Annotated in this window: 32 protein-coding genes; 26 read left to right on the top strand and 6 right to left on the bottom strand. The window is 48.8% G+C overall.

The window, feature by feature from the left end; translation table 11 throughout:
* Window positions 1-8: 8 nt before the first annotated feature.
* The 8 genes from AC0YNU_RS27195 to groL all read left to right on the top strand — a co-directional run bounded on the left by AC0YNU_RS27195 (window position 9) and on the right by groL (window position 6149).
* Entirely contained in the window at window positions 9-653 is a 645-nt protein-coding gene (locus AC0YNU_RS27195) for a 5-formyltetrahydrofolate cyclo-ligase (RefSeq protein WP_475762143.1), read from the top strand.
* Entirely contained in the window at window positions 634-1110 is a 477-nt protein-coding gene (moaC, locus tag AC0YNU_RS27190; protein ID WP_475762141.1) for a cyclic pyranopterin monophosphate synthase MoaC, read from the top strand. Before AC0YNU_RS27195 ends, moaC begins: the two co-directional genes overlap by 20 nt.
* Window positions 1111-1167: 57 nt before the next feature.
* Window positions 1168-1662, top strand: a complete 495-nt coding sequence (locus AC0YNU_RS27185; protein WP_475762139.1) for a MogA/MoaB family molybdenum cofactor biosynthesis protein — start codon at window positions 1168-1170, stop codon at window positions 1660-1662.
* Window positions 1659-2726, top strand: coding sequence for a molybdopterin-binding protein (locus AC0YNU_RS27180; protein ID WP_475762137.1), 1068 nt, complete (start codon window positions 1659-1661; stop codon window positions 2724-2726). Before AC0YNU_RS27185 ends, AC0YNU_RS27180 begins: the two co-directional genes overlap by 4 nt.
* Before the next feature lie 64 nt (window positions 2727-2790).
* A complete protein-coding gene (locus AC0YNU_RS27175; protein WP_161698580.1) occupies window positions 2791-3021 on the top strand; it encodes a twin-arginine translocase TatA/TatE family subunit in 231 nt (76 codons plus the stop codon).
* 196 nt (window positions 3022-3217) lie between these two features.
* Window positions 3218-3958: a twin-arginine translocase subunit TatC gene (gene tatC, locus AC0YNU_RS27170; RefSeq protein WP_475762314.1), complete on the top strand. Its 741-nt coding sequence runs from the start codon at window positions 3218-3220 to the stop codon at window positions 3956-3958.
* A 201-nt stretch (window positions 3959-4159) separates the two neighbouring features.
* The gene (groES, locus tag AC0YNU_RS27165) at window positions 4160-4441 is read left to right on the top strand and encodes a co-chaperone GroES (protein WP_475762135.1); all 282 of its coding nucleotides are present in this window, start codon (window positions 4160-4162) and stop codon (window positions 4439-4441) included.
* Window positions 4442-4511: 70 nt separating this feature from the next.
* The gene (groL, locus tag AC0YNU_RS27160; RefSeq protein ID WP_475762133.1) at window positions 4512-6149 is read left to right on the top strand and encodes a chaperonin GroEL; all 1638 of its coding nucleotides are present in this window, start codon (window positions 4512-4514) and stop codon (window positions 6147-6149) included.
* A gap of 79 nt (window positions 6150-6228) precedes the next feature.
* On the opposite strand, the gene AC0YNU_RS27155 is transcribed toward groL, so the two are convergent.
* From AC0YNU_RS27155 to AC0YNU_RS27135, 5 genes are all read right to left on the bottom strand, one after another.
* Complete coding sequence (locus tag AC0YNU_RS27155; protein ID WP_475762131.1) at window positions 6229-7449, bottom strand: tyrosine-type recombinase/integrase; 1221 nt, start codon at window positions 7447-7449, stop codon at window positions 6229-6231.
* A gap of 1 nt (window position 7450) precedes the next feature.
* The gene (locus AC0YNU_RS27150; protein ID WP_475762129.1) at window positions 7451-7852 is read right to left on the bottom strand and encodes a hypothetical protein; all 402 of its coding nucleotides are present in this window, start codon (window positions 7850-7852) and stop codon (window positions 7451-7453) included.
* A complete protein-coding gene (locus AC0YNU_RS27145; RefSeq protein ID WP_475762127.1) occupies window positions 7845-8462 on the bottom strand; it encodes an ImmA/IrrE family metallo-endopeptidase in 618 nt (205 codons plus the stop codon). The genes AC0YNU_RS27150 and AC0YNU_RS27145 overlap by 8 nt, the downstream gene beginning before the upstream one ends.
* A 71-nt stretch (window positions 8463-8533) precedes the next feature.
* Window positions 8534-8776, bottom strand: a complete 243-nt coding sequence (locus AC0YNU_RS27140; protein WP_475762125.1) for a hypothetical protein — start codon at window positions 8774-8776, stop codon at window positions 8534-8536.
* Between the two features lie 39 nt (window positions 8777-8815).
* On the bottom strand, window positions 8816-9229 hold the full coding sequence (locus AC0YNU_RS27135) for a helix-turn-helix domain-containing protein (protein ID WP_475762123.1): 414 nt from the start codon (window positions 9227-9229) through the stop codon (window positions 8816-8818).
* A gap of 164 nt (window positions 9230-9393) precedes the next feature.
* Between AC0YNU_RS27135 and AC0YNU_RS27130 the strand changes: the two genes are divergently transcribed.
* The 17 genes from AC0YNU_RS27130 (at window position 9394) to AC0YNU_RS27050 (ending at window position 20050) form a co-directional block, all read left to right on the top strand.
* A complete protein-coding gene (locus AC0YNU_RS27130) occupies window positions 9394-9651 on the top strand; it encodes a helix-turn-helix domain-containing protein (RefSeq protein WP_475762122.1) in 258 nt (85 codons plus the stop codon).
* A gap of 66 nt (window positions 9652-9717) precedes the next feature.
* Window positions 9718-10047 carry a DNA-binding protein gene (locus AC0YNU_RS27125; RefSeq protein ID WP_475762120.1) on the top strand — a complete coding sequence of 110 codons (330 nt, stop codon included), beginning with the start codon at window positions 9718-9720 and terminating at the stop codon, window positions 10045-10047.
* A 31-nt stretch (window positions 10048-10078) separates the two neighbouring features.
* Window positions 10079-10222, top strand: a complete 144-nt coding sequence (locus AC0YNU_RS27120; RefSeq protein ID WP_475762118.1) for a hypothetical protein — start codon at window positions 10079-10081, stop codon at window positions 10220-10222.
* Between the two features lie 111 nt (window positions 10223-10333).
* On the top strand, window positions 10334-10840 hold the full coding sequence (locus AC0YNU_RS27115) for a helix-turn-helix domain-containing protein (protein WP_475762116.1): 507 nt from the start codon (window positions 10334-10336) through the stop codon (window positions 10838-10840).
* Between the two features lie 15 nt (window positions 10841-10855).
* Window positions 10856-11107: a hypothetical protein gene (locus AC0YNU_RS27110; RefSeq protein ID WP_475762114.1), complete on the top strand. Its 252-nt coding sequence runs from the start codon at window positions 10856-10858 to the stop codon at window positions 11105-11107.
* A gap of 94 nt (window positions 11108-11201) precedes the next feature.
* Window positions 11202-12116 (top strand): hypothetical protein, encoded by a 915-nt coding sequence (locus AC0YNU_RS27105; protein ID WP_475762112.1) that lies wholly within the window; start codon window positions 11202-11204, stop codon window positions 12114-12116.
* Entirely contained in the window at window positions 12013-12945 is a 933-nt protein-coding gene (locus AC0YNU_RS27100) for a DnaA ATPase domain-containing protein (RefSeq protein WP_475762110.1), read from the top strand. Before AC0YNU_RS27105 ends, AC0YNU_RS27100 begins: the two co-directional genes overlap by 104 nt.
* Window positions 12946-13036: 91 nt before the next feature.
* Window positions 13037-13342 (top strand): helix-turn-helix domain containing protein, encoded by a 306-nt coding sequence (locus AC0YNU_RS27095; RefSeq protein WP_475762108.1) that lies wholly within the window; start codon window positions 13037-13039, stop codon window positions 13340-13342.
* Entirely contained in the window at window positions 13329-13604 is a 276-nt protein-coding gene (locus tag AC0YNU_RS27090) for a hypothetical protein (protein WP_475762106.1), read from the top strand. Before AC0YNU_RS27095 ends, AC0YNU_RS27090 begins: the two co-directional genes overlap by 14 nt.
* Window positions 13605-13617: 13 nt before the next feature.
* The gene (locus AC0YNU_RS27085; RefSeq protein ID WP_475762104.1) at window positions 13618-14307 is read left to right on the top strand and encodes a DNA cytosine methyltransferase; all 690 of its coding nucleotides are present in this window, start codon (window positions 13618-13620) and stop codon (window positions 14305-14307) included.
* Window positions 14308-14449: 142 nt separating this feature from the next.
* Window positions 14450-14836, top strand: a complete 387-nt coding sequence (locus AC0YNU_RS27080; protein WP_475762102.1) for a hypothetical protein — start codon at window positions 14450-14452, stop codon at window positions 14834-14836.
* A 551-nt stretch (window positions 14837-15387) separates the two neighbouring features.
* Window positions 15388-15984, top strand: coding sequence for a tyrosine-type recombinase/integrase (locus AC0YNU_RS27075; protein ID WP_475762100.1), 597 nt, complete (start codon window positions 15388-15390; stop codon window positions 15982-15984).
* Window positions 15985-16188: 204 nt separating this feature from the next.
* The gene (terS, locus tag AC0YNU_RS27070; protein ID WP_475762098.1) at window positions 16189-16938 is read left to right on the top strand and encodes a phage terminase small subunit; all 750 of its coding nucleotides are present in this window, start codon (window positions 16189-16191) and stop codon (window positions 16936-16938) included.
* 61 nt (window positions 16939-16999) lie between these two features.
* Window positions 17000-17623, top strand: coding sequence for an HNH endonuclease family protein (locus tag AC0YNU_RS27065; protein ID WP_475762096.1), 624 nt, complete (start codon window positions 17000-17002; stop codon window positions 17621-17623).
* Between the two features lie 653 nt (window positions 17624-18276).
* Window positions 18277-18612, top strand: a complete 336-nt coding sequence (locus AC0YNU_RS27060) for a nucleotide pyrophosphohydrolase (protein ID WP_475762094.1) — start codon at window positions 18277-18279, stop codon at window positions 18610-18612.
* A 1-nt stretch (window position 18613) separates the two neighbouring features.
* Window positions 18614-19603 (top strand): HNH endonuclease, encoded by a 990-nt coding sequence (locus tag AC0YNU_RS27055; RefSeq protein ID WP_475762092.1) that lies wholly within the window; start codon window positions 18614-18616, stop codon window positions 19601-19603.
* Window positions 19604-19723: 120 nt separating this feature from the next.
* On the top strand, window positions 19724-20050 hold the full coding sequence (locus AC0YNU_RS27050; RefSeq protein WP_475762090.1) for a hypothetical protein: 327 nt from the start codon (window positions 19724-19726) through the stop codon (window positions 20048-20050).
* 14 nt (window positions 20051-20064) lie between these two features.
* Here the strand turns inward: AC0YNU_RS27050 and AC0YNU_RS27045 are convergent, their stop codons facing one another.
* Window positions 20065-20355, bottom strand: a complete 291-nt coding sequence (locus tag AC0YNU_RS27045) for a hypothetical protein (RefSeq protein ID WP_475762320.1) — start codon at window positions 20353-20355, stop codon at window positions 20065-20067.
* Between AC0YNU_RS27045 and AC0YNU_RS27040 the strand changes: the two genes are divergently transcribed.
* Complete coding sequence (locus AC0YNU_RS27040) at window positions 20272-21759, top strand: terminase large subunit (RefSeq protein WP_475762088.1); 1488 nt, start codon at window positions 20272-20274, stop codon at window positions 21757-21759. The genes AC0YNU_RS27045 and AC0YNU_RS27040 overlap by 84 nt on opposite strands.
* Window positions 21760-21762 lie beyond the last annotated feature (3 nt).

Below are 21762 nucleotides of genomic sequence, written 5' to 3'. Positions count from 1 at the left end.
GGAATGGAATGATTCGGTCGGAGGAAAAGCAGGCAGCCCGCAGGTCGGCGATGCTGAAGCGGGACGAGCTGCCGGAGAGCAGCCGCATGGAATGGTCGGATGCGGTATGCCAACATGCAGTGGAGTGGCTGCGTCGCCGAATCGAGCAGGGGATACCGGTTCGAAACGTCATGATCTACGTGCCCTTCCGTTCCGAGCTCGATACGACGCTGCTCATCGAATGGTGCTGGCGGATGGGATTGACGGTCATCGTCCCTCGCTGCGTCCGCATCGACCGGTCGCTGGAGCTCTACGCCGTTCGCGCGTGGGATGAGCTTTCGCCCGGCGCCTACGGCATTCGAGAACCGGATCCGGCTGTGGCGCGGCGCTTCAAAGCGGCATTCGTGCCGGATGTCGTTTTCGTTCCTGGACTGGCTTTCGATCATAACGGCGGCAGGCTCGGCTACGGCGGCGGTTACTACGATCGGTTTCATGAACGGCTGTCCGCTGCCGCAGGGCTTACGGGATCCGCGATGCCCAGCTGGATCGGCCTTGGCTTCGAGGCGCAGCTGGAGGAACGGGTTCCGATGGACGAACACGATGTCTATGTCGACGGAGTGATGACCGAGCTAGGATATCGGGGAGGGGAAACCAATGGATCTGACCCATTTTAACGATCAGGGCCGCGCGCGCATGGTGGACGTGTCGGACAAGGAAGTAACGGCTCGCGTTGCCGTCGCCCGCACGAGCGTCACGATGGCGGAGGAGACGCTGCGGCGCATCAAGGAAGGAACGATCGGCAAAGGCGATGTGCTTGCGGTAGCCCAGGTCGCCGGCATCATGGCGGCGAAGAATACGTCGAGCTGGATTCCGATGTGCCATCCGCTTCCGCTGACCGGCGTAAACCTGGTATTCGGCGACAACGGAACCAATGAGTTATATATAGAAGGAACGGTGAAGACGACCGGCAAAACAGGCGTGGAAATGGAAGCCTTGACTGCGGTTTCCGCCGCGGCTCTTACCGTCTATGACATGTGCAAGGCGCTTCAGAAGGATATGGTGATCGGTCCAACCTATCTGACCTCCAAGAGCGGAGGCAAGAACGGCGATTATTCCATTAACGGCGTTTAACGTTCATGCCGTAATCGGCATTTCGACATAAAACAAATCGGATTGGGGGAGAAGCGAATGCAGTGGAAAGTGGCGCTGCTTACGGCCAGCGACAAAGGATCGCGCGGCGAACGCGAGGATACGAGCGCGCAGGTCATCCGCGAGCTTGTTGAGGAAGAGCTTCAAGGCGAAATCGTCGATTATCGGATCGTACCTGACGAGCAGGATGAGATTATGGCCGCTTTAATTGAAATGACGGACTATTTCCAAGCCGATCTCGTCATTACGACGGGCGGAACCGGCCTCGCTCCCCGGGACTTGACGCCGGAGGCGACGCTTAAGGTAATCGACCGCGAGGTTCCCGGACTCGCCGAAGCGATGCGCCTCGGCGCTATGCAGCGGACGCGCCGGGCCATGCTATCCCGCGGCGTATGCGGCATTCGCGGGCGTTCCCTTATCATTAACCTGCCGGGCAGCCCGAAGGGCGTGCACGAGAATCTGCTGGCGATCATGGATCAGCTGCCGCATGCGCTGAGCATCTTGTCCGGGCGCACGGGAGATCACGCGGAATGAGCGGCCGGAAGCATGGCACGGTGCTGAAGGAAGTGCCGGTCAACGAAGCGGTCGGCCTTGTGCTGGCGCATGATTTGACGCAGATTATCCCGGGACAGTTCAAAGGACGGCTCTTCAAGAAAGGGCATGTCGTCGCGGAATCCGATATTCCGAAGCTCCTCGATATCGGCAAGGAGCATATCTATATCCTGGAGCTCGGCGAAGACGAGCTACATGAAGACGATGCAGCGGGAAGGATGGCCGCTTCGCTGCAAGGCGAAGGTCTCCTGCTGACGGAACCGCATGAAGGCAAGGTCGCGATCAAATCCGCGCTCGACGTTCCTGCGCTGGCCGTCATCGAGCCTTCCATCGTTCATGCCATTAATGAGCTGGGCGAGATCGCCCTGGCGACGCTGCGGACGAACGCCGTCGTCCTGCCGGGCGGGCAGCTAGCGGCGACGCGGGTCATCCCGCTGGTCGTGCAGGAGACGAAGGTCGCGGCCGTAGAGCAGCTTGTCCGCGATTATCGTTCCCGGCATGAGGGGCGGGGCCCGATCGGCCTAACGCCCTTGCGGAAGTTCAGAATCGGATTGCTGACGACAGGCGGCGAGGTGTTCTCCGGACGGATCGAGGATAAATTCGGCCCTGCCGTGCGGCGCATCGTGGAATCGCTCGGTTCGGAGGTCGCCGAACAGCGGTTTGCTCCGGACGATCGACAAACAATTGTCAAGGAAATACACTATTTGAAGCAACAGTCCTATGATATGATAGTCGTAACTGGCGGAATGTCCGTCGACCCCGACGACCGCACGCCTGCGGCCATTGCGGATACCGGCGCGGAAATCGTCAGCTACGGGACGCCGATGCTTCCGGGCTCGATGCTGCTGATGGGTTATTTGCAAGGGACTCCGATCATGGGGCTTCCCGGATGCGTCATGCACGATCCGTACACTTCGTTTAATGTGCTGCTGCCGAGAATTCTCGCCGGCGACACCATTACAAGGGAAGACATCGTGACCATGGGCTATGGCGGCTTGCATACAGCCATGACATGGGATACTGGAATCGGCAAGCAACGATCATGATGAACCTCTGCTTTCGAAGCGGATTTATTTCTATGGCAAGCACAACAAGAAGGAGGTATGTACCATGGGTGGAATAGGCGTAACAGGTTTTCTGTTGATCGCATTGGTGGCGCTGCTGCTGTTCGGACCGAATAAGCTTCCGGAGCTCGGCCGGGCATTCGGCCGCACGCTGAAGGAGTTCAAAGCTGGCGCAAGAGATATTATGGATGACGATCATCAGGATCGCAAAGAATCCAAACGGGTCGAAGTGAGCCGTTCGGAAGATCGCGGCGAAGACAAGCGGCTCCCAGAGTAAGTGGGGCCCGCTTTTTTTCTTGATTGGGAGCTGTTCTCCCGCGGAGGCGTTCCCATGCATGCCGCAGAGAAGAGATACGCGCAGCGCCGCCGCAAGGCAGGCTGCAGCCGGTTTATTCTGTGTCGAATAGAGGTGGCAACAACCAGTGTCTAACGTGGATTCGGCCGATTCGAAAGAAACCCAGCGCGGCGACAGCATGATGTCGATCTTCGATCACATCGGCGAGCTGCGACGCAGAATCATTTTCATCCTCGTCTTCTTGGTCGCGGGCATGATTATCGGGCTGCTTCTTGCGGATCCGGTGTACAACTATATGGTGAACCAAGAGCCGGTAAAAGGCATGGAACTGAATGCATTTTCCCTCTGGGACGGAATCGGCTTGTACATGAAGTTCGCGCTCGTCATTGCGCTGATCTTCGCGCTGCCAGCCGGGGCTTACCAGCTGTGGGCGTTCGTGAAGCCGGCGCTCGGACGTAAGGAACAGCGGGCTGCGCTCAAATTCGTGCCCTTCGTATTGATCATGTTCCTGATCGGACTAGCCTTCTCCTATTACGTCGTGTTCCCGATGGCGTTCAATTTTACGACGGACGTCGCGAAGCATTTGAACCTCGTCGAGACATACGGGGTCATTCAATATTTTACGTTCCTGTTCAACATTCTCATCCCGATCTCCCTGCTGTTCGAGCTGCCGATCGTCATCATGTTTCTGACGAAGCTGCGGATTCTGAATCCGAAGCGGCTGCGGAAAATGCGGAAGCTGGCGTATTTCGTGCTCATCATTATCGGGGTCGTCGTGACGCCGCCGGATTTCATCTCGGATTCCTTGGTGGCCGCGCCGCTTATCCTGCTCTATGAAATCAGCGTCTTGCTGTCGAGCGTCGTGTACAAGAAGCAGCTTCTGGCAGACGAGGCTTGGGAAGAAGAATACGGAAACTAAGAAGCCGGCGGCGACGCCGGCTTTTTTGCTGCCATGGAATCAAGAGGCGGACAAGCGGGGCGGCATGTAAATTTCCTATGAAAAAGGCGGCGAAAGACTTGAAATCCATCCTGGAAATCGGTATTATTAGAAATGGTTATTAGCACTTAACGAGTGTGAGTGCTAACAAAGATGCACAACTATTTAAAGGAGGCTATTTTCATGATCAGACCTTTGGGTGAACGCGTATTGATCGAACCAATCGCGAAAGAAGAAACGACTGCAAGCGGCATTTTGCTGCCTGACACGGCTAAAGAAAAACCGCAAGAAGGCAAAGTAATCGCTGTAGGCAGCGGTGCTCTTAAAGACGGCTCGCGCGTTGCGCTTGAAGTCAAGGAAGGCGACCGCGTGTTGTTCTCCAAATATGCCGGTACCGAAGTAAAGTACGAAGGCAAAGAGCTTTTGATTATGAAAGAAAGCGACATCCACGCGATTTTGGGCTAAGCCGCAGCGCTTATCTCCACATACATGGTCAGCTTTTTACTTAATTTATTAAACCAGGAGGTTATCAACGATGGCGAAAGAAATTAAATTCGGCGAAGACGCTCGTCGCGCGATGCTTCGCGGCGTAGACGCGCTTGCGAACGCAGTTAAAGTTACACTCGGTCCTAAAGGCCGCAACGTGGTGCTCGAGAAGAAATTCGGCAGCCCGCTGATCACGAACGACGGCGTATCCATTGCGAAAGAAATCGAACTGGAAGACGCATTCGAAAACATGGGCGCGCAGCTGGTTAAAGAAGTCGCGACCAAAACGAATGACGTTGCCGGTGACGGAACGACGACTGCAACGGTTCTTGCGCAAGCAATGATCCGCGAAGGTCTGAAGAACGTAACTGCGGGCGCTAACCCGATGGTTATCCGCAAAGGCATCGAGAAAGCCGTTCGCGCGGCAATCGAAGAGCTGAAAGTCATCGCGAAACCGATCGAAGGCAAACAATCGATCGCGCAAGTGGCTTCCATCTCTTCCGCTGACGAAGAAGTGGGTCAACTGATCGCGGAAGCGATGGAGAAAGTCGGCAACGACGGCGTTATCACGGTCGAAGAATCCAAGGGCTTCGTAACGGAGCTTGAAGTGGTTGAAGGCATGCAGTTCGACCGCGGATACCTTTCCCCGTACATGATCACGGACACGGACAAAATGGAAGCTGTCCTCGACAATCCATTCATCCTGATCACGGACAAGAAGATCTCCAACATCCAAGAGATTCTTCCCGTACTGGAGAAAGTCGTTCAATCCGGCAAGCAATTGCTGATCATCGCCGAAGACGTTGAAGGCGAAGCACTTGCAACGCTGCTCGTTAACCGTCTGCGCGGCACGTTCACTTGCGTGGCTGTCAAAGCTCCAGGCTTCGGCGACCGCCGCAAAGCGATGCTGGGCGATATCGCTGCCTTGACCGGCGGCCAAGTAATCACGGAAGAGCTGGGCCTTGAGCTGAAAGCAACGACCGTGGATCAACTCGGTTCCGCGCGTCAAATCCGCGTAACGAAAGAAAACACGATCGTGGTCGACGGTGCCGGCGTGAAATCCGACATCGACGTTCGCATCAACCAAATCCGCGCGCAGCTGGAAGAAACGACTTCCGACTTCGACCGCGAGAAGCTGCAAGAGCGTCTGGCTAAATTAGCTGGCGGCGTAGCCGTAATCAAAGTCGGCGCAGCGACCGAAACCGAATTGAAAGAGCGCAAGCTCCGCATCGAAGATGCACTGAACTCCACGCGCGCAGCCGTGGAAGAAGGCATCGTATCCGGCGGCGGTACTGCACTCGTGAACGTATATGCAGCAGTAGCGGCTGTAAATGCAACGGGCGACGAGAAAACAGGCGTAAACATCGTGCTTCGCGCGTTGGAAGAGCCGGTTCGTACAATCGCGGCTAACGCAGGCCAAGAAGGCTCCGTTATCGTTGAGCGTCTGAAAAAAGAAGCGATCGGCGTAGGCTACAACGCAGCTTCCGGCGAATGGGTGAACATGTTCGAAGCCGGTATCGTTGACCCTGCGAAAGTAACGCGTTCCGCTCTGCAAAACGCAGCTTCCGTAGCGGCGATGTTCCTGACGACCGAAGCAGTCGTAGCTGACAAGCCAGAAGCTAACAAACCAGGCATGCCTGATATGGGCGGCATGGGTGGAATGGGCGGCATGGGTGGCATGATGTAAGCTGCTTTGAAAAACCCAGCAATATCAAGGAAAAAGAGGCCTCTAGGGGCCTCTTTTTTGTTATAAACCCACAAAAAACTCACATTTCTTGCATACGGGTGCCTGGAAGGATGTCCTTGAAGTGGATGTTTACCTTCACACTGGCATCCTTTTTCATTTTCTCAGTGATGTGGGTATAGATCTGCAGCGTGGTCTTCGGATCGTCGTGTCCTACGCGCTTCATGATCGTCGGAAGATCAACGCCAGCTTCCGCAAGCATGCTGACGTGCGTATGGCGGAATATATGCGAAGTAGCTTTCTTGCTTATATTTGTCTTCGAAATTAATCGTTCGAGGCGCCGGTTCACGGTCTTTTGAATAATCGGATAGCCGTCCTCGTTGCAAAAGACGAATTTCTCATCGTGGTACTCAGGGTTAAAGAGTTTAACCGATAGGCGAATTTTTTTCTGGCGCTTGATATGCTCGTGGATCAGATTCATTATGCTCTCGTCCAGATCGACATCTCGGATGGAGCCTTTTGTCTTCGGTGGCTCGAGCGAATATTTCTTCGAGTTATTGTCTGGGTTGTATAGCGTCTTCGTAATGCGAAATTCATTTGATTCGTAGTCGAAGTCCGTTTCCTTTAAGGCGCACATCTCGCCGCTCCTCATACCAGAGAAGGCCATCAGGTAGAACATTTCCTTGTCGTCCTGCAAACCATGCTGTTCCACTGCTTCAAGGAACTCCGTTAATTCACTCTTCTCAAAATATTTCTCCTCGATCGGGTTATTTTCAATTTCCTCAACCGTCATCTTTCTCGTTGGAATCATCGCTCCTGCAGCGGGATTGTCTTTTCGGTATTTCTCCTTTAAGCCATGCTTATATATCAGGTTGGCGGTGACATGCACACCTTCGATATGAGAGCGAGAGTACCCCTTTTCATGAAGATCGTTCAATATATTTTGATGCATCCGGTGCGTGATCTTATCTATGTTTGTCGCAGCGATATAGCGGTTCAAGATGGCGATGGAGTTGCTCCTCAATCGGACCGTTCCCTTCTTAACCTGTCCGCGTGCGTATTCGACAATCCATTCAGCGGCTACTTCGGCAAAATGGAGATTCTTAATCCGTTTGGCATTGATTCCGCCGTCCTTCAGCGAGTTTATGGCGGTTTCTACGCGCGCCTCGGCTTCCTTTTTCGTGTCCCCACGTCTTTCAATCTGATTGCGCTTGCCAGTTACGGGATCAATCGGACCATCTTTGATGCAAACCCATTTATACCCTTGCTTGTTGTTGGACGGTATTTTCTTAAACGATGCCATTTCATGAATCTCCTCCATTCTGAATACGGTATCGAATATCGATCTGCAGCAGGTCCTCGACGTCCGCGATGCGGAGCACGAGCCGTCTGATCAAGCTGTTTTCAATAATGTAGCTAGAGATTTGGCGGGCCCGAGCCTCCACGAACGCAGTGACTGTGGGTAGGTAGATGCCGATCTGTTCCGGCTTGTCCGGGTGTCGTATAATGGCGCTGGCCGGCACAGTGACGGCCGCACTCGGATCATTGTCATCGATCTCCAGGCTTTCAAAGGGGCCGACCATTGGTATGTACAGGGACCGGCCCCAGTCGTCCGCTTGTAGCCCACGGCAGTCCACGACGAGCCAGTAAGGCATAGGTTCGCCGAAGAATTCGTGCTCTGTATAGATAACTGCGACGTTAACCATTTGTGGCTACCTGTTTCCCGCACAGCTGCCTGTGCAGCTTGTCCAATAAGTCAAGGGTAGGCTTACTATAGGGCGGTGGGGCGGCCGGGCACTGTAGCGCGATCTGTTTGCGGTCTGCTCGTTCCTGCTGGATTCGCCGAATGATTTGGTCAATTCGTCGTCCCACGATTCTCAACGGCAGAGCAAACTCTTCTGATAAAACCTTAAGGTAATAATCACGATCTTGGATAGTCCTAAATTCTCCCAGCATGTAGACCGGCATGCCTGCGTAGAGCTGGAACAATCCGGCCTGAGTCTCTTGAAGCTCGCGGAACAGCATGGGCATTGCCTCGTCCTGGCAACCAGTATGCTGCAGCGGGTGACATACCTCGTGAAAGAAGACCTCGCGGCGTTGCTTCTCCGACAGAAATTCATTTAAAAAGATGAAGCTGTATTCTTCCTCTCGCCATTCCGCAAAGGACGGCCCGGTATACGTTCGGATCTCCACTCCCCAGATCGATGCAATGCGATCAAGGTCCATATCGCCAGCGCAACGAATCCCATTCTCCTGATATGTGCGGTTAATCCACTTCTCCAAGTCCGTTTCCCTGTACAGCGCTAGGTCGATCATGCTGCTAACCTCCAATTATACGAATGTATGTTCGGTTTGTGGTGGAAAATAATAGCCCTGTTAGTGCTGGGCTATTTTTTAATCCGAAATTTGAATGACTGCTTCGGATAATGCATACCGTTGATGACGACCTTTTCGCGCGTGTGGCGCTCAATTGTGCCTCGGTCATGCATGATGCCGTCCTGCCAGGCTTCAACGGGAAGCTGGCGGCGGAGAGCGTTCTCCATGGCGCGGTGCTTCCGATAGGCGAGGAATGTCAAGAATATAGCAAGGAGAGCAGTAAGAGAAGCAGAAATAATGAAATTCGATTGCATGAAATATCCTTTTCAACTCCCCATCGGCTGGGGGATTTGCTACGTATCTTTGGGCTTTCTTGCTTTCCTCATAGCCTCAATTGCCGCTTTGGCAGCTGCACGGGCGACCTCGATTTCTTCCTCGGTGTACTTGTCAGCGCCGCCAAAGAAGGCTCGTCCGACATCCGTGTCAGAATCTGCGTTTTGTTCCTTAATCGCAGATTCTTGCTTCACAAGCTGGGCGTTTCTCTTAATACCCCCATGTAGTACAGTCAGGTTCTCCCGACCAAGTAGTTGGTCGACAGAGGTGTCATACAGAGTAGCCAACTTGTTTAAAGTATCTGCATTAGGCTCATATATGTCGGCTTCCCACTTTGAAATAGTCGTGTTGTCAATTTTGAGTCGAGTAGCTACTTCTTTTTGTGTTAATTTATTTGCTCGACGAAGATCCCTCAAACGAGTTCCTAGGGACACGGTTCACCCCTCCCCAATTTTGATTATTCATCAAATATTCTATCATCAAAGACATATCCATTAAACAATGTTGAGCAAATAGCAAATTTTTATTGACAGTTGATCTAACATCAAATAATATTAATTCATAAGTTGATTAAACATCAAATTTGGAGGTGGACACAATGTTAATCAATTACGAGAAACTTCGCAATATGAGAATTGATAAAAAGCTTACGCTTATTGAGATGGCTGAAGCTCTAGGACTCCATACTCCAGGTGGGTATTCTCGTATAGAATCTGGTGAGAATGAACTAAAAGCAAAACACTTGCCAGCTATCGCGGATAAGTTCGAGGTAGAACTGAACCAATTGACAGAAGTCATTTTTTTTCGAAATTTAGTTGAGCAAAGCTCAATTTCTGCGAAAATTGATTCGGCTTAAAGTGGAGCAGATCGTCGAAATTTCGCAGATGGCATTGGGCAAACCATGCGAAGGGAAGTGACATCTATGTTGAAATTTGAATTCGATTATGAGCAGCTGCAAGGAATGATCAACTCGGCGATTGATTCAGCGCTAGAACGGCATTCACTGTCAAGCAGCTTGCCTCCGCTTTTGAACCGCACTCAGTTCATGGAGCTTCTGGATATTGGCTCAACGAAAGCTGCGGAGCTGTTGAATCGCGAAGATTTCCCAGTTATCAGAGAGTTTGGTCATCCGAGAGTTCTCACTCATCTGTTGCTTCAATGGTGTGAAGATCATACAGATTGGATTCAAAATAATACCGGGACTTCTGCAAATAACTGGACACTGAAACTTCGGAGAGCGGAGAAACTTTAATATTTAATCAATAATAAAAGGGAGTTAGACCATGCAGAAAATCATTTGTGAGTTGGAAAGAGAACCATTTTATGATGGTGATCATCTTGAGCCGGAATTAATCATTACTGAGCCGGAAGTAATTTTTGATGATCTTCAGTGGTTTGCTATAAAAAAAGGTCCCGACTCCAAATAGAGATGTCGGGATAAGGGGAATGGGCTTGGCAACATCAATTCCTAAAATAATCTTATCACGCCTGACTGGACAAGGTCAGGCTCTAATTTGGACAAATTGAGGGGGATTACCATGGATTTTGGACAAGCCCTCGGCGCTTTAATGGAAAACAACAACGAAACACAGCTGCAAGTTGCCGAGGCCATGCATATCAGCAATTCAGCAATTAGTAAGATAACGACTGGTCGGCGAAAACCAACCAAGGATTTTATGCGAGAGGCAACAGCAAGATATGACGATCCTATGCTTTCGCTCGCTGCATGGAACGAAGCGGCGGGCGAAGCTAGTATCCCTATTCTGAATAACACAGAACTTAATCGAGCGTCGACGACGCTGAAGTCCATTGAAGAAATCGAAGAAGCTTTGATTGCAATCAAGAGCGCGCGCGTGACCAAGCGACGCGATCAATTGACTACTGCGGAGCTGGAACAGATTAAGCAAGCAGTCTTTGAAAGCCTCGAAGCTATCACCGCGCTAATTCATCATGCAGCGGTCCTGTGCAAGGATTATGGATTTAGTTGGATTGGAGTCTGGAAGGAACATCGAAGGCAATTGAAGGCGAATCACTATATTCGATAAAAGAGGGGCGTGTCCATGTTCGAATTAAGAAACCGAATCGAAGAGCTCAGAACATTTTATCGCAGACTCATGCATTTTCAATCGGCAAGCGGCACTTGGGATTGGTGGATTATACAGGAGATCGAGGAAATTGAGGCGGAGCTGCTTCGGATAAAAATAAAAATGACCGCCGGCCAGGGCGATCACTCTTGGGTCAATGCAGCATTTGAATTAATTCCAGTATATATTCCTACAACTGATTTAACAAGCGAGAGATTTGCGACATAGGCGATTGCCTTTGTCGTCGGCCTCTCGAGTGGATCGGGCTGCCGACGAGCAGGCAAGGCATGCATCAGAAGCGAGTGGAGGAGGTGGAAACACTTTGGCATGGATCGAACTGCACCAGTCCTTATGGACCCATCGCAAGACGCTAATACTGGCTGCTACGCTACAAATCAATGAAACCTATGCCGGCGGCCATTTGTCACGTTTTTGGACCTGGGCGCTTGATAATGCTCCAGACGGCGACCTAACCGGGCTGCCTAATCTCGTGATTGCATTCGGCGCTGGATGGCAAGGTGATGCCGACAAGTTTGTCGAGGCACTGGTAGCTGCTGGTTGGATAGAGCGTCTGGAAGATAGGTCGATAATCCATGATTGGCATGATTATGCTGGTCGTCTTATTGAGAAGAAGAAAGCGAACAAACAACGCATGCAAAAAGCACGTGCAACACGCGAAGGTGGCACCAGTCAAGAACGTGCACCGGATGTACAACCAAAAAGCGAGGAACGTGCACTGCACGTGCAATGCACAGATAATGCACACAATGCGCATGTGCAGGGGCTACCTAACCTAACCTTACCTAACCAAAATACTACTACTACTACGGGCACGGACTCAGGTGAAACGGAAGAATCCGAGAACCAGTATAGGCAGCTTGCTAACGCATTCTGTCAAGAACAAGGGATAGGTGAATGGACCATGGGGGCATTGAACGTAACCTCTGTCCAGAAAATAATCAATGCCGGTATTCCAAGTGAATTTGCCATCCGTGTGATGAACGGAATGGTCGCACGGAAGAAGGAGCGAGAAGGTTCGAAGTACCGTAAGCCATCGGGCTTTGCCTATTTCGAATCCGCCATTATCGACGCCTGGGAAGACGAACAATTAATGCGATCAGGAGGTAGACGGGATGCTGCGCAAGGTAATGCTAAACAGCCTGGATCTGGAAGAGCTCCGACGAAGGGCCGAACTCCTGCGTTCTCAGACGACGAGCTCGACGCCCTTATCGTCTGATTGTCCAAGGTGTCACGGTACGGGCACCATTAACATCCTGGTTCAAGTGGAATCCGGCATGATCAATTCAAAGGGCGAACCAATAATGCACGAGGTTGTACAGACCGACCCAGTGACGAAGCAATTACCGCTCTGCGAGTGCTATAAGGCGACGCTCTTCGAGAAATACAACGCTGCTGCGGGCATGAATCCAGATGAGCGTACAAGATATTTCGATACGGCGACGATCGACGAGGAGAATGAATCGAAATACGCTTTGGCACGTGCATTCGTCGAACAGATTGAAAGTCACCTGCAGACCGGAACTTGGCTATATATTTTCGGGGATGCCGAACGGGCGAGGAAGCAAGGGATGAGCGAAGTGGGAACTGGAAAATCATATCTCACGCATTGCATCGGCAACGAGCTCACACGCCTGAAGCAAAAAGCGATCTACGTCACAGAGGATAAGCTATTCAGAGAAATCAAAGCAACGTACCAGCGCGACTCCGAGGAAAGCGAGACGGACGTTATGTACCGCTATCAGGAGGTGCCCATACTGCTGATTGATGATTTGTTCAAAAGCAAGACGACGGATTGGACAGAGGACAAGTTGTTCCATTTGCTGAACAATCGGCTTGGCTCAGGCAAAGTGACGATCATCAATAGCAATTATGCACCTAACCGCATTGAACTTGTATGCCCGAAGACAGGCAACGCTATAAGCAGTCGTATTCTCGGGAATGCGATTCTTGCCGAGATGATCGGAAAGGATCGACGCAGACAACAGAGAATGGAGGGGCACCGGTGGAAAACTTCGAATTCGATGCAGAAGAGGTTTGTCGACTAATTCGCGACGATATGGAATTTGAATATCAAGAGATGCTTCGCGAACGCCTGAGGAATTTTTACGAAGAATAACCAGGGAAGGAGGAATGACAATGCAAAAAGCGCGGCTAAACTTATACCTCGCCTGTGAAGAGATGGATTTTTCATGGGACGAACGAGAGGTAGAACGCTTTGAGCAATTATGGTTAGACGGAATGCCAGTCTTTGAAATCTCTCAGGAACTAAACCGCGAGCCCGATGAGGTTGCGCTTTTGATCATCGATAGATCGAGAAAAAAGATGATTTCTCCGCGCAAAGGAGGCATATGGGGAGAAGAGTATTTCGAATTGCGAGAACAGGCAAGTCGTAATCGAAAGAGTCGACGATCTGTCAGGAGGGAAACGTATGAATCAATATGAACAAAAGCACGCACTTGTGAAAAAAGCTATTCAAAACTGCCAAGTCGACATCGAAATTATTGCATTAACCGATGATAATCGTTTCGCTGGCATACATGAAGGCCGACTCAAATCCTTTGTCGTCACATCATACTGCAACGCTGCCTATACTTGGAGCAGCTCGGCAGGCAGCATCCTGGAACGCGGCGGATTGGAATGCATCTCTGAGCCGTTTCACTTTGTAGAGGACGTGGTTGGCGGGCAACTGGAATTGAATTTTTAAGGAGGAACCAAGAATGAAACCTAAGATGTTGGACTTATTCTGTAAGGCTGGAGGTTGTTCGGCTGGATATGCGAGAGCAGGATTCGAAGTGGTCGGAGTGGATATTAAACCGCAGCCTAATTATCCGTTTGAATTCATACAAGCAGATGCACTTGAGATTCTGAAAGATAAGGACTTTATAAGCCAATTTACATTTTTCGCTGCTAGCCCTCCATGCCAGGTTCATAGCAAAGCTAGGTTACTAGCTAAAGCCAGAAACAACGGCGCATATGGCAATCACGTGGATCTTATTCCGGCAACCCGCGAACTACTGAATGCAACCGGGAAGCCGTACATCATCGAGAACGTTGCAGGAGCCCCATTGATTAATCCGGTAAAACTGTTCGGCTCACAATTCAAGAATCTATATACGCAGCGGGAACGTTGGTTCGAAAGTAACTTGCCTCTTGTAGAGCCGGACATAGATCGAATGAAGATGAAGACGCCTAGCGCAGGTAATGGGATTGGCGAAGATGGCAGCATATCCATTTGCGGAAGTGGAGGAGTGCGGGGTCTCAACGCAAAACAGATAACTCTTTATTGGGGGTTTGCTATGGGAGGAATAGATTGGATGACGCGGGATGAACTGGCCGAAGCAATACCTCCGGCATATACAGAGTTTCTCGGAGGCCAGGTTCGGGAACTTCTTGAAGTGCAGGTCTGAATACAGAAATAAATGGGAGGGGAAGACTGATCGTAAATATGGCCAAGGAATAAGAAATACCCCGGAATCTGTTGGGGAACTGCCTCCGGGGCACTGGGTTACTCGTCACTCTTAAATATAGCATAGAGAGAGGACGAGGGGAATGTTGGCATTGGCAGAGAATGAGAATCAAATGGAATTATTTCCGACCGCACAAAAGGATGACCTGAAGGTCGCAAAGTCGTTACTCTCTCGCTATCGGCGTATGAAAATGATCGTGGATGACTTCGATCGGAACGGCACCGACCTGGTTGCTCCAAAACAACAAGCGCTTTACTCTGCTTATAAGAAGCAACTGCAAAAAATTGAGCGCGCGGTGAACCTGATTACAGAAGACGAAATACGGCGAATGATTGAACTGCGGTACATCAAAGGCCAGCCGCATCATGTAACGATCGCACGCTTTGAACTATGGCACCCGTCGACGGTGGATCGGAAAATTAACAAAGGAATTGAGTCCATCGCAAATACATTGATTTTATGGGGCTAAAATGCGTGTGATTGGCGCGAAAGCAGCGTCAAAAATAAGAGTGCCTGCAGGGTACAGTTGGATCATAAAGGAGCTCAAGCAAGAGCTCCGGGTGATACCTACTGTACCCTTATTATATGTAGGACTCGGCCATGCGGTGGGTCAGTTGACCTTAGGCGTTAATCGCCAAGCGTGTGGTGTGAGGTTGGGTTTGATGCCCTTAAGTTTTTTATAACAGCACATGAATACATTCATGTGTTGTTATGAACGACTTACATTATTGGCCGCATTGCGGCATTTTTATTTTAAGGGGGCTTAGTCGGTTGCGATACTCAACGAAAAGAAAACCAATCGATAATACAAAGATGCAACCGGCTAAGTGCATAGGATGCTTGTGGGGTCGCTGGGAAGCGTCAAAGCAGTTTTGCCTTAAGCCGAAGTGTCCGAAGGAAGGTGAAGAATCATGATCTATATCGCTTGTTACTGGTTCGCGAAAAAAATAGCGCCTTTTTCTCCCAAGAGGTATCCGCGTAACCGGAAAGAGTTTAGACACGGACTAAAATGGTGACGTCATGAACTTCGTTCAACCCATTCGAAATCCATCGGTAATTGAGGGAATTAAGGTTTATTTAAAGGCGCGAAGCATTAGAAACTATCTGTTCTTCTGCTTTGGTATTTATAGCGGTCTTCGGGTAAGCGATTTGCGTTTGCTACGAGCTGGAATGGTTCGCGGAACCCATGTGAACATGAAGGAACAAAAGAACAAACACAGGAAGAGATTCATCATACATCCAGGTATTCGTGAAGACCTTGATCGATACGTTGCTGATATGATCGACGATGATTTCCTCTTCCCAAGCAGGCAACGAAAGAAGAAGACCAGGCTTAAGGATCAGCCATTTGATAGGAGTACAGCTTATAAAATGCTGAACCAAGCTGCTCGGCAGTTTGATCTCCTAGAGATCGGTTGTCATACGATGCGGAAGACTTGGGGCTACCAATTGTATATGCAAGATCCAAGGAACCTCGCGTTACTAATGGAGATGTACGGACATAGCGATCCGGCCATCACATTACGCTATATCGGTGTCACTCAGGACATGATGGACGCTGCAATTATGCGTTTGGGTGCTCCACAAAATGTACTGAGTCGCACTCATTTTCTGTAAGCGGGAAGAAGCTTGACAGGACAAGGAAATCACGATTTTAACGAGTGCAACAGAATATTCATTGTGGTTCACTCCAAAACCAGTTATTGGGGGAACAGAGGGATGAACGGGCTTCATTTGCAGATGGTAGAGCGGGCGAAGCGCGTTCCTCATTGCTCCAAATTGTGAAAACAAACTTAATTATCGTGGCGGTGGGTTGTTGTTATGTCTAGAGAGCGAAGTCCGCTGCGTAAACGCGCCCTGAAGCTATGGCTGGATAGTAACCGCACACTTAAGCCTGCGGCCATTGCGCGAGCGTTGGGGACGTCTAGCGGGCAAGTGCGAAAGTGGAAGTGTATAGACAAATGGGAGGCACTCCCCAAAGAGCTGAGAAAGCCGGGGGCTCCAAAGGGAAGTAAGAATGCAAAAGGGAACAAGGGCGGGCCGGGAGCGCCGAAGCGAAACGAGAATGCTGTTAAACATGGCGACTACGTGACCATTTGGAATGACACACTGGAGGACCTTGAACGAGAGCTGTTCTTTCAAGTCGATACGGACCCTGTCGGCCAGCTCAACAATGAGATTCGGTTCCTAGACCTACGGATTCGCCGGGCACTTCAGTATCGGGAAAAGGCGCTCGAGGGATGGGGCGGTGACTCTGTCCAGACGACAAGCCAAGTTGTTCGTCAGAAGAAACGTGGGGAGATTCCAGAGTTTGATGCTGAAGGCAATCTCACAATGGTGCCGGTTCTCGAACCAATCATGATGGAAGTCGAACGGAAGGCAAAGAAGCATCCAGTGCTTGAACGTGTCCTGTCGATTGAAGAAGCGATAACGCGTATGCAAGATAAGAAGGCCAAGCTAATCGACATGAAGTTGAAGCTGAGAACGAAGGCGTTGTCTGAAGAAGAAGCGGCGCTTCGCATCAAGAAGCAGCAACTTGAGATTAAAAACATGGAAGAACAGGCGTGGTGATATGGCAAGGTATGCTATCCTTCATAAATTCTATACCTCATTGAAATGGCGCAATTTTCGAATGGGACTGATTCTAGAGCGCGGCAGCAAGTGCGAACGATGCGGGCATATGATACTGCGAGCGGTCGATATTATTGGTCATCACAAGATCGAGCTGACGCCGGAAAATGTGCATGATTACAGCATTTGTTTGAACCCAGACAAAGTCGAATTGATATGCCACGATTGCCACAACAAAGCGCACAAGCGCTTCGGCTATCAGGGAAATAAAGAAGTGTTTCTCGTATACGGTCCACCTTTTGCTGGGATGCAAGAGTTCGTTCGACAGCATCTCGCACATGGCGATCTTGTAGTAGATGTGGACAGACTATATGAAGCAATTTCCGGTCTTCCTTACTATGACAAGCCCGACAATCTTTTTGGAAATGTTATCGGTGTGCATAACCTATTAATAGATAACATACGGACGAGGCTGGGTAAGTGGGGAACGGCCTGGATAATTGGAGGTTTCGCGGATAAATTTAAGCGTGAAAGATTAGCCGATGATCTTGGTGCTGAGTTAGTTTATTGTGAAATGAGCAGGGAAGAATGTCTAACTACTCTCTATGCGGATAAGGATCGAGTGCAGAGAAAAGTTGAATGGAGAAGTTACATTGAAAAATGGTTTGATCAATATCGACCATAAAGAAAAAGGCGGAAGCCGCCTTACTTACTGGTTAGTATCATTATGACTTTTTCCATGCAAAAACTTTCCGTACTTGTTAAAGCCGGGAATAATGTGAGAGGCGGGTTTTATTGGAACATAAGTCCTTTTGAGAATTACTAATATTCGATGAGGAGCTTCCACCCTTTTCTTAACAGAGTTATAGACCTTATCACTTATAATCCAATCATCACAGGTCGTGCATTTATGAGCAGTTATATCTATCGAGCCAGAGTGGACTCTTTTCTTTCCAGAGCCATGAAATATCATTAAACTAACTTCTTGTGCCTCTTGAAGCCGCTTCTTACAATGTTTACAGAAATCTGTTCTAGTTTGCTTATAGACGGTTTGAACTACTTGTTTAACCATATCATTTCCTCTTTCGTTGCTTGACATGTTAATTATCTATTTTATCGGAGGGAAGCAATAAATAATAAAGCATCAGATTATAAAAAATATTAGACCTTATACTTAGCGCAGCTAATGTGCTTGAAGTAGATGAGGATCGAAGTTAAGACTGAAAGGAGAGGCTATATTAATAAGGGTTTGTACAATACTCTTCCTTAAAAGAGAATGATTCTGAAAATGAAATTTGGTATAATGGTCCTAATTTAAATAGAAGGTGGGAGATTACTTTGGAGGAATTGCTCGAAAAAATAATTGCTTTTCGAGATGAACGAAATTGGAAACAGTTTCATAATCCCAAAGATCTCGCTATTTCTATTAATTTAGAAGCAAGTGAGTTGCTTGAGTTATTTCAGTGGAAAAATGAATTAGAAATCGAGACAATAGATAAAGAAAAATTATCTGATGAAATAGCAGATATAATGGTGTACCTATTATTGCTAAGCAATGGTCTAGAGATTGACCTCAATAAAGCAGTCTTATCTAAGCTTGAAAAAAACAATCAGAAATATCCGGTAGAAAAATCGTACGGTAATAAAATGAAATACACTGAATTGGGGGATTAGCTTGAATCGTATAATTTTACAACCAGCAGGAAACAGCGGAGCAAGGGAGCATTATTCGAATACGATTTCTGATCCGGTACATGTAAGTAGGCTAAGGAAGCATCTTTCGGTAGAAGATATGGAAGAACTTTCACAGATGTACCCTGATGGAAAAGTTCCAACTTGGGGTGTGACACCAGGTAAAAATGGTGGCAACTATAAGAGATGGGAAAAGATAAGCGCTGGTGATGTTACCCTGTTTTCTAGAAAAGGCGAGATTTTTGCTTCTGGTGTTGTCTCAAAGAAGCTACATAATAAAGAACTTGCTGCTGAGTTGTGGAATTATGATGATTCGGGACAAACATGGGAATACATTTATTTTTTAGATGAAATTAAAAATGTAACTATTCCGTACGAGGAGTTTAATGTGGCAGTTGGTTATGCAGCAAATAATGTTATTCAAGGATTCACAGTTTTGGATGAGGAGAAAAGTCAATTATGTTTTGAATCATTCGAGTTAGAGAGTCTTACATATTATCCTAATATAAATGAAGATGAGTATTATGATGTAATATTTAACCCCGAAGATAACTTAGACAATAAGGTAAAAGCAACGGCGAGAAAAGAACAAGCCTTTTTGAGAAGAAAGTTGTTCAATAACAAAAAAGTCGGTCATTGCGGAATTTGTAGTCACGAGTATCCGGTTGATGTCCTTGTGGCAGCACATATTAAAAAAAGATCTAAATGCAGTAATGTTGAGAAGCTTGATTACAAAAACATCGTGATGCCAATGTGTAAGTTCGGATGCGATGAGCTATTCGAGAAAGGTTACATTACCATAAATAATGGTAAAGTTGAAAAAAGTCCAAGCAAGATGAATACGACTATGGTGATAGATCGTTATATTGCTAATATAGCGGGGTTAAACATAAAGCACTGGAATAATAGTTCGAAAAAGTATTTCGAATGGCATAGTAATTTTCATTTAAAAATATCTAGTGCGTTAACATAAAAATATAACGAAAAGACCCCCCCCCGGGGTCTTTTTTTATTCATATCGTTCACTACCGTATAGGGGACACGATTTTGGTACACGCCTTAAATTTTGAAATCCGTCGAGGTGAAAAATACGTTGGAAAAAACCGAAGTATTCCGGCAAGAACGTTCGAAATTACTCGAAATCTTCGCCGATGTTGATCCCTCCAAAAGCAAGTTAGTCGCGGGCCTGATTGAGGACGCGGCTTTTTTGTCTACTGAGAATTTCGTCCTTCGGCAGGCGCTTGAAATCACGGGGATGGTAAAGATTCATCCGAGCAACCCCGATTTGCAAAAGCCAGTTGAGGCAGCACGCCAGTATTTGAAAAATATTAACTCGTACGCGGTTATCATTAAGACGCTGAATGGAATCCTGTCGAAGAATGAAATCGAAGAGGATGATGAATTGAGTGATTTTGAATGAGTGCTCCGTATACGTCATACCTGCACGAATACATGGCCAAGTGCCAATCCGGCGAGATCCTTGTCGGGCAAGAGTTGCTGCAAACGTTCGAGCTCCTCCAGGCTCATTTTAGAAATCCGGAAATTAAGTTTGAAACTGAAGAAGCGCACAAGCGGATCAGATTCATCGAAGAGCGGTGCAAGCACTACGAAGCCCCGTTTTCCGGAAAGCCATTCATTCTTATGCTCTTCCAAAAAGCATTCATTGAAGCAATTTACTCGTTCAAGATTTACGACGAGGAGGTCGGGCGGTGGGTTCGCCTGCATCAGGACGTGCTCTACTTGGTTGGCCGGAAGAATGGAAAGACGCCTCTAGTCAGCGCAATCAATTTAGCTGAGTACTTCTGCGGGCCGGAGGGCATTAAGATCCTTTGTTCCAGTAACGACTACGAACAAGCGGATCTCATGTTCCAAGCCATCAATGCCATGCGGGAAGAAAGTCCAGCCTTAGAAAAAGTAACGCGGGTCAACATTAAAGGGATCTACTTCGGAAACCGGAAACGGGTGACTCGCAAAGGGAAATTCAGTTACCGCAACAAAGGCAGCATCCGGAAGATATCCGCGAAGACCGGCGCGAAGGAAGGCCGAAACATCGGCGTTGGCGCCGTCGACGAGGTCCATGAGATGAAAGACAATACATCGGTCATGCCGATCCGTCAGGCTCTGTCCACTCAGGATGAGCCTCTTTATTTTGAACTGACGACGGAAGGATTCACAAATGACGGCTATCTCGACGGTCGAATGAAGGAAGCACGCCAGGTATTGAACGGGGAACTGGAGCGGCCACGGTGGCTGATTTGGCTGTATACGCAGGACAGTGAAAAAGAGGTTTGGCAGGACGAGAAAACGCATGTGAAGAGTAACCCTGGGCTTGGAACCATAAAGAAATGGAGCTTCACTAGGCGAATGCTCGATGAAGCACGGACAAATCAGGAAATGCGGGCGTTCGTTCTTGCCAAGGACTTCAACATCAAGCAGAACAATGCCGCGGCGTGGCTAACAGACGAGGACATTTCCAGCGAAGACGTCTTCGACATTGAAGAATTCCGCGGGGCGTTCGCGATCGGCGGCGTCGATTTGTCCAAGTCCGGTGACCTTGCTTCCGCCAGGGCGCTGCTGATGAAGAACGGGAAGAAATACACCATGCAACAATACTTCATTCCGGAATCGAAAATCCCGAACCTCTCGAAAGAGGATCGGGAAAAATATGAAGCATGGCTGGCCAAGGGATTAATAACCGTTTCTGACGGCAACGAGAATGATTTCCGCCACGTTACCGCCTGGTATTACCGTTTGTTCAAAGACTATGGCATTCGGTTCTATAAAGTCGGGTATGACAAGTGGTCGGCAATCTATTGGGTCAAAGAGATGGAGGAAACGGGCTTCGAGATGGTGCGGATCAGTCAGGATTGGGGCAGCCTGAGCGAACCCATGAAGATGGTTCGGACCGATCTGCAGAGCAAGCTCATTAACTATAACCAACATCCGATTGACCGGTGGTGCTTGGAGAATACGGCGCTTGAAATGAACGGCAAGATGGAAATCCGGCCCGTGAAGATTCAAGGCAAGGATGACAAGAAAATCGACGGCACGCTGACGCTCATCTTCGTGTACAAGGTCTACATGGACAACCGCACGGAGTTCCTGCAGCTCGTTAACGAATCGAGGTGATGA

This window comes from Paenibacillus sp. J31P316 (assembly GCF_056269105.1).
The sequence above is the reverse complement of the archived record's forward strand: the minus strand, read 5'-3'. Positions and strand labels throughout refer to the sequence as shown.

Coding starts and splice junctions, on each gene's coding strand:
- AC0YNU_RS27065 (WP_475762096.1), top strand. CDS start 17,000: ATGGGACTGATTCTAGAGCGCGGCAGCAAGTGCGAACGATGCGGGCAT.
- AC0YNU_RS27150 (WP_475762129.1), bottom strand. CDS start 7,852: ATGGTTAACGTCGCAGTTATCTATACAGAGCACGAATTCTTCGGCGAA.
- AC0YNU_RS27175 (WP_161698580.1), top strand. CDS start 2,791: ATGGGTGGAATAGGCGTAACAGGTTTTCTGTTGATCGCATTGGTGGCG.
- AC0YNU_RS27085 (WP_475762104.1), top strand. CDS start 13,618: ATGAAACCTAAGATGTTGGACTTATTCTGTAAGGCTGGAGGTTGTTCG.
- groES (WP_475762135.1), top strand. CDS start 4,160: ATGATCAGACCTTTGGGTGAACGCGTATTGATCGAACCAATCGCGAAA.
- AC0YNU_RS27195 (WP_475762143.1), top strand. CDS start 9: ATGATTCGGTCGGAGGAAAAGCAGGCAGCCCGCAGGTCGGCGATGCTG.
- AC0YNU_RS27090 (WP_475762106.1), top strand. CDS start 13,329: ATGAATCAATATGAACAAAAGCACGCACTTGTGAAAAAAGCTATTCAA.
- AC0YNU_RS27075 (WP_475762100.1), top strand. CDS start 15,388: ATGAACTTCGTTCAACCCATTCGAAATCCATCGGTAATTGAGGGAATT.
- AC0YNU_RS27130 (WP_475762122.1), top strand. CDS start 9,394: ATGTTAATCAATTACGAGAAACTTCGCAATATGAGAATTGATAAAAAG.
- AC0YNU_RS27120 (WP_475762118.1), top strand. CDS start 10,079: ATGCAGAAAATCATTTGTGAGTTGGAAAGAGAACCATTTTATGATGGT.
- AC0YNU_RS27115 (WP_475762116.1), top strand. CDS start 10,334: ATGGATTTTGGACAAGCCCTCGGCGCTTTAATGGAAAACAACAACGAA.
- AC0YNU_RS27080 (WP_475762102.1), top strand. CDS start 14,450: ATGTTGGCATTGGCAGAGAATGAGAATCAAATGGAATTATTTCCGACC.
- terS (WP_475762098.1), top strand. CDS start 16,189: ATGTCTAGAGAGCGAAGTCCGCTGCGTAAACGCGCCCTGAAGCTATGG.
- tatC (WP_475762314.1), top strand. CDS start 3,218: ATGATGTCGATCTTCGATCACATCGGCGAGCTGCGACGCAGAATCATT.
- AC0YNU_RS27180 (WP_475762137.1), top strand. CDS start 1,659: ATGAGCGGCCGGAAGCATGGCACGGTGCTGAAGGAAGTGCCGGTCAAC.
- AC0YNU_RS27110 (WP_475762114.1), top strand. CDS start 10,856: ATGTTCGAATTAAGAAACCGAATCGAAGAGCTCAGAACATTTTATCGC.
- AC0YNU_RS27155 (WP_475762131.1), bottom strand. CDS start 7,449: ATGGCATCGTTTAAGAAAATACCGTCCAACAACAAGCAAGGGTATAAA.
- AC0YNU_RS27185 (WP_475762139.1), top strand. CDS start 1,168: ATGCAGTGGAAAGTGGCGCTGCTTACGGCCAGCGACAAAGGATCGCGC.
- AC0YNU_RS27040 (WP_475762088.1), top strand. CDS start 20,272: ATGCTCTTCCAAAAAGCATTCATTGAAGCAATTTACTCGTTCAAGATT.
- AC0YNU_RS27140 (WP_475762125.1), bottom strand. CDS start 8,776: ATGCAATCGAATTTCATTATTTCTGCTTCTCTTACTGCTCTCCTTGCT.
- AC0YNU_RS27095 (WP_475762108.1), top strand. CDS start 13,037: ATGCAAAAAGCGCGGCTAAACTTATACCTCGCCTGTGAAGAGATGGAT.
- AC0YNU_RS27100 (WP_475762110.1), top strand. CDS start 12,013: ATGCTGCGCAAGGTAATGCTAAACAGCCTGGATCTGGAAGAGCTCCGA.
- groL (WP_475762133.1), top strand. CDS start 4,512: ATGGCGAAAGAAATTAAATTCGGCGAAGACGCTCGTCGCGCGATGCTT.
- AC0YNU_RS27145 (WP_475762127.1), bottom strand. CDS start 8,462: ATGATCGACCTAGCGCTGTACAGGGAAACGGACTTGGAGAAGTGGATT.
- AC0YNU_RS27125 (WP_475762120.1), top strand. CDS start 9,718: ATGTTGAAATTTGAATTCGATTATGAGCAGCTGCAAGGAATGATCAAC.
- moaC (WP_475762141.1), top strand. CDS start 634: ATGGATCTGACCCATTTTAACGATCAGGGCCGCGCGCGCATGGTGGAC.
- AC0YNU_RS27045 (WP_475762320.1), bottom strand. CDS start 20,355: ATGCAGGCGAACCCACCGCCCGACCTCCTCGTCGTAAATCTTGAACGA.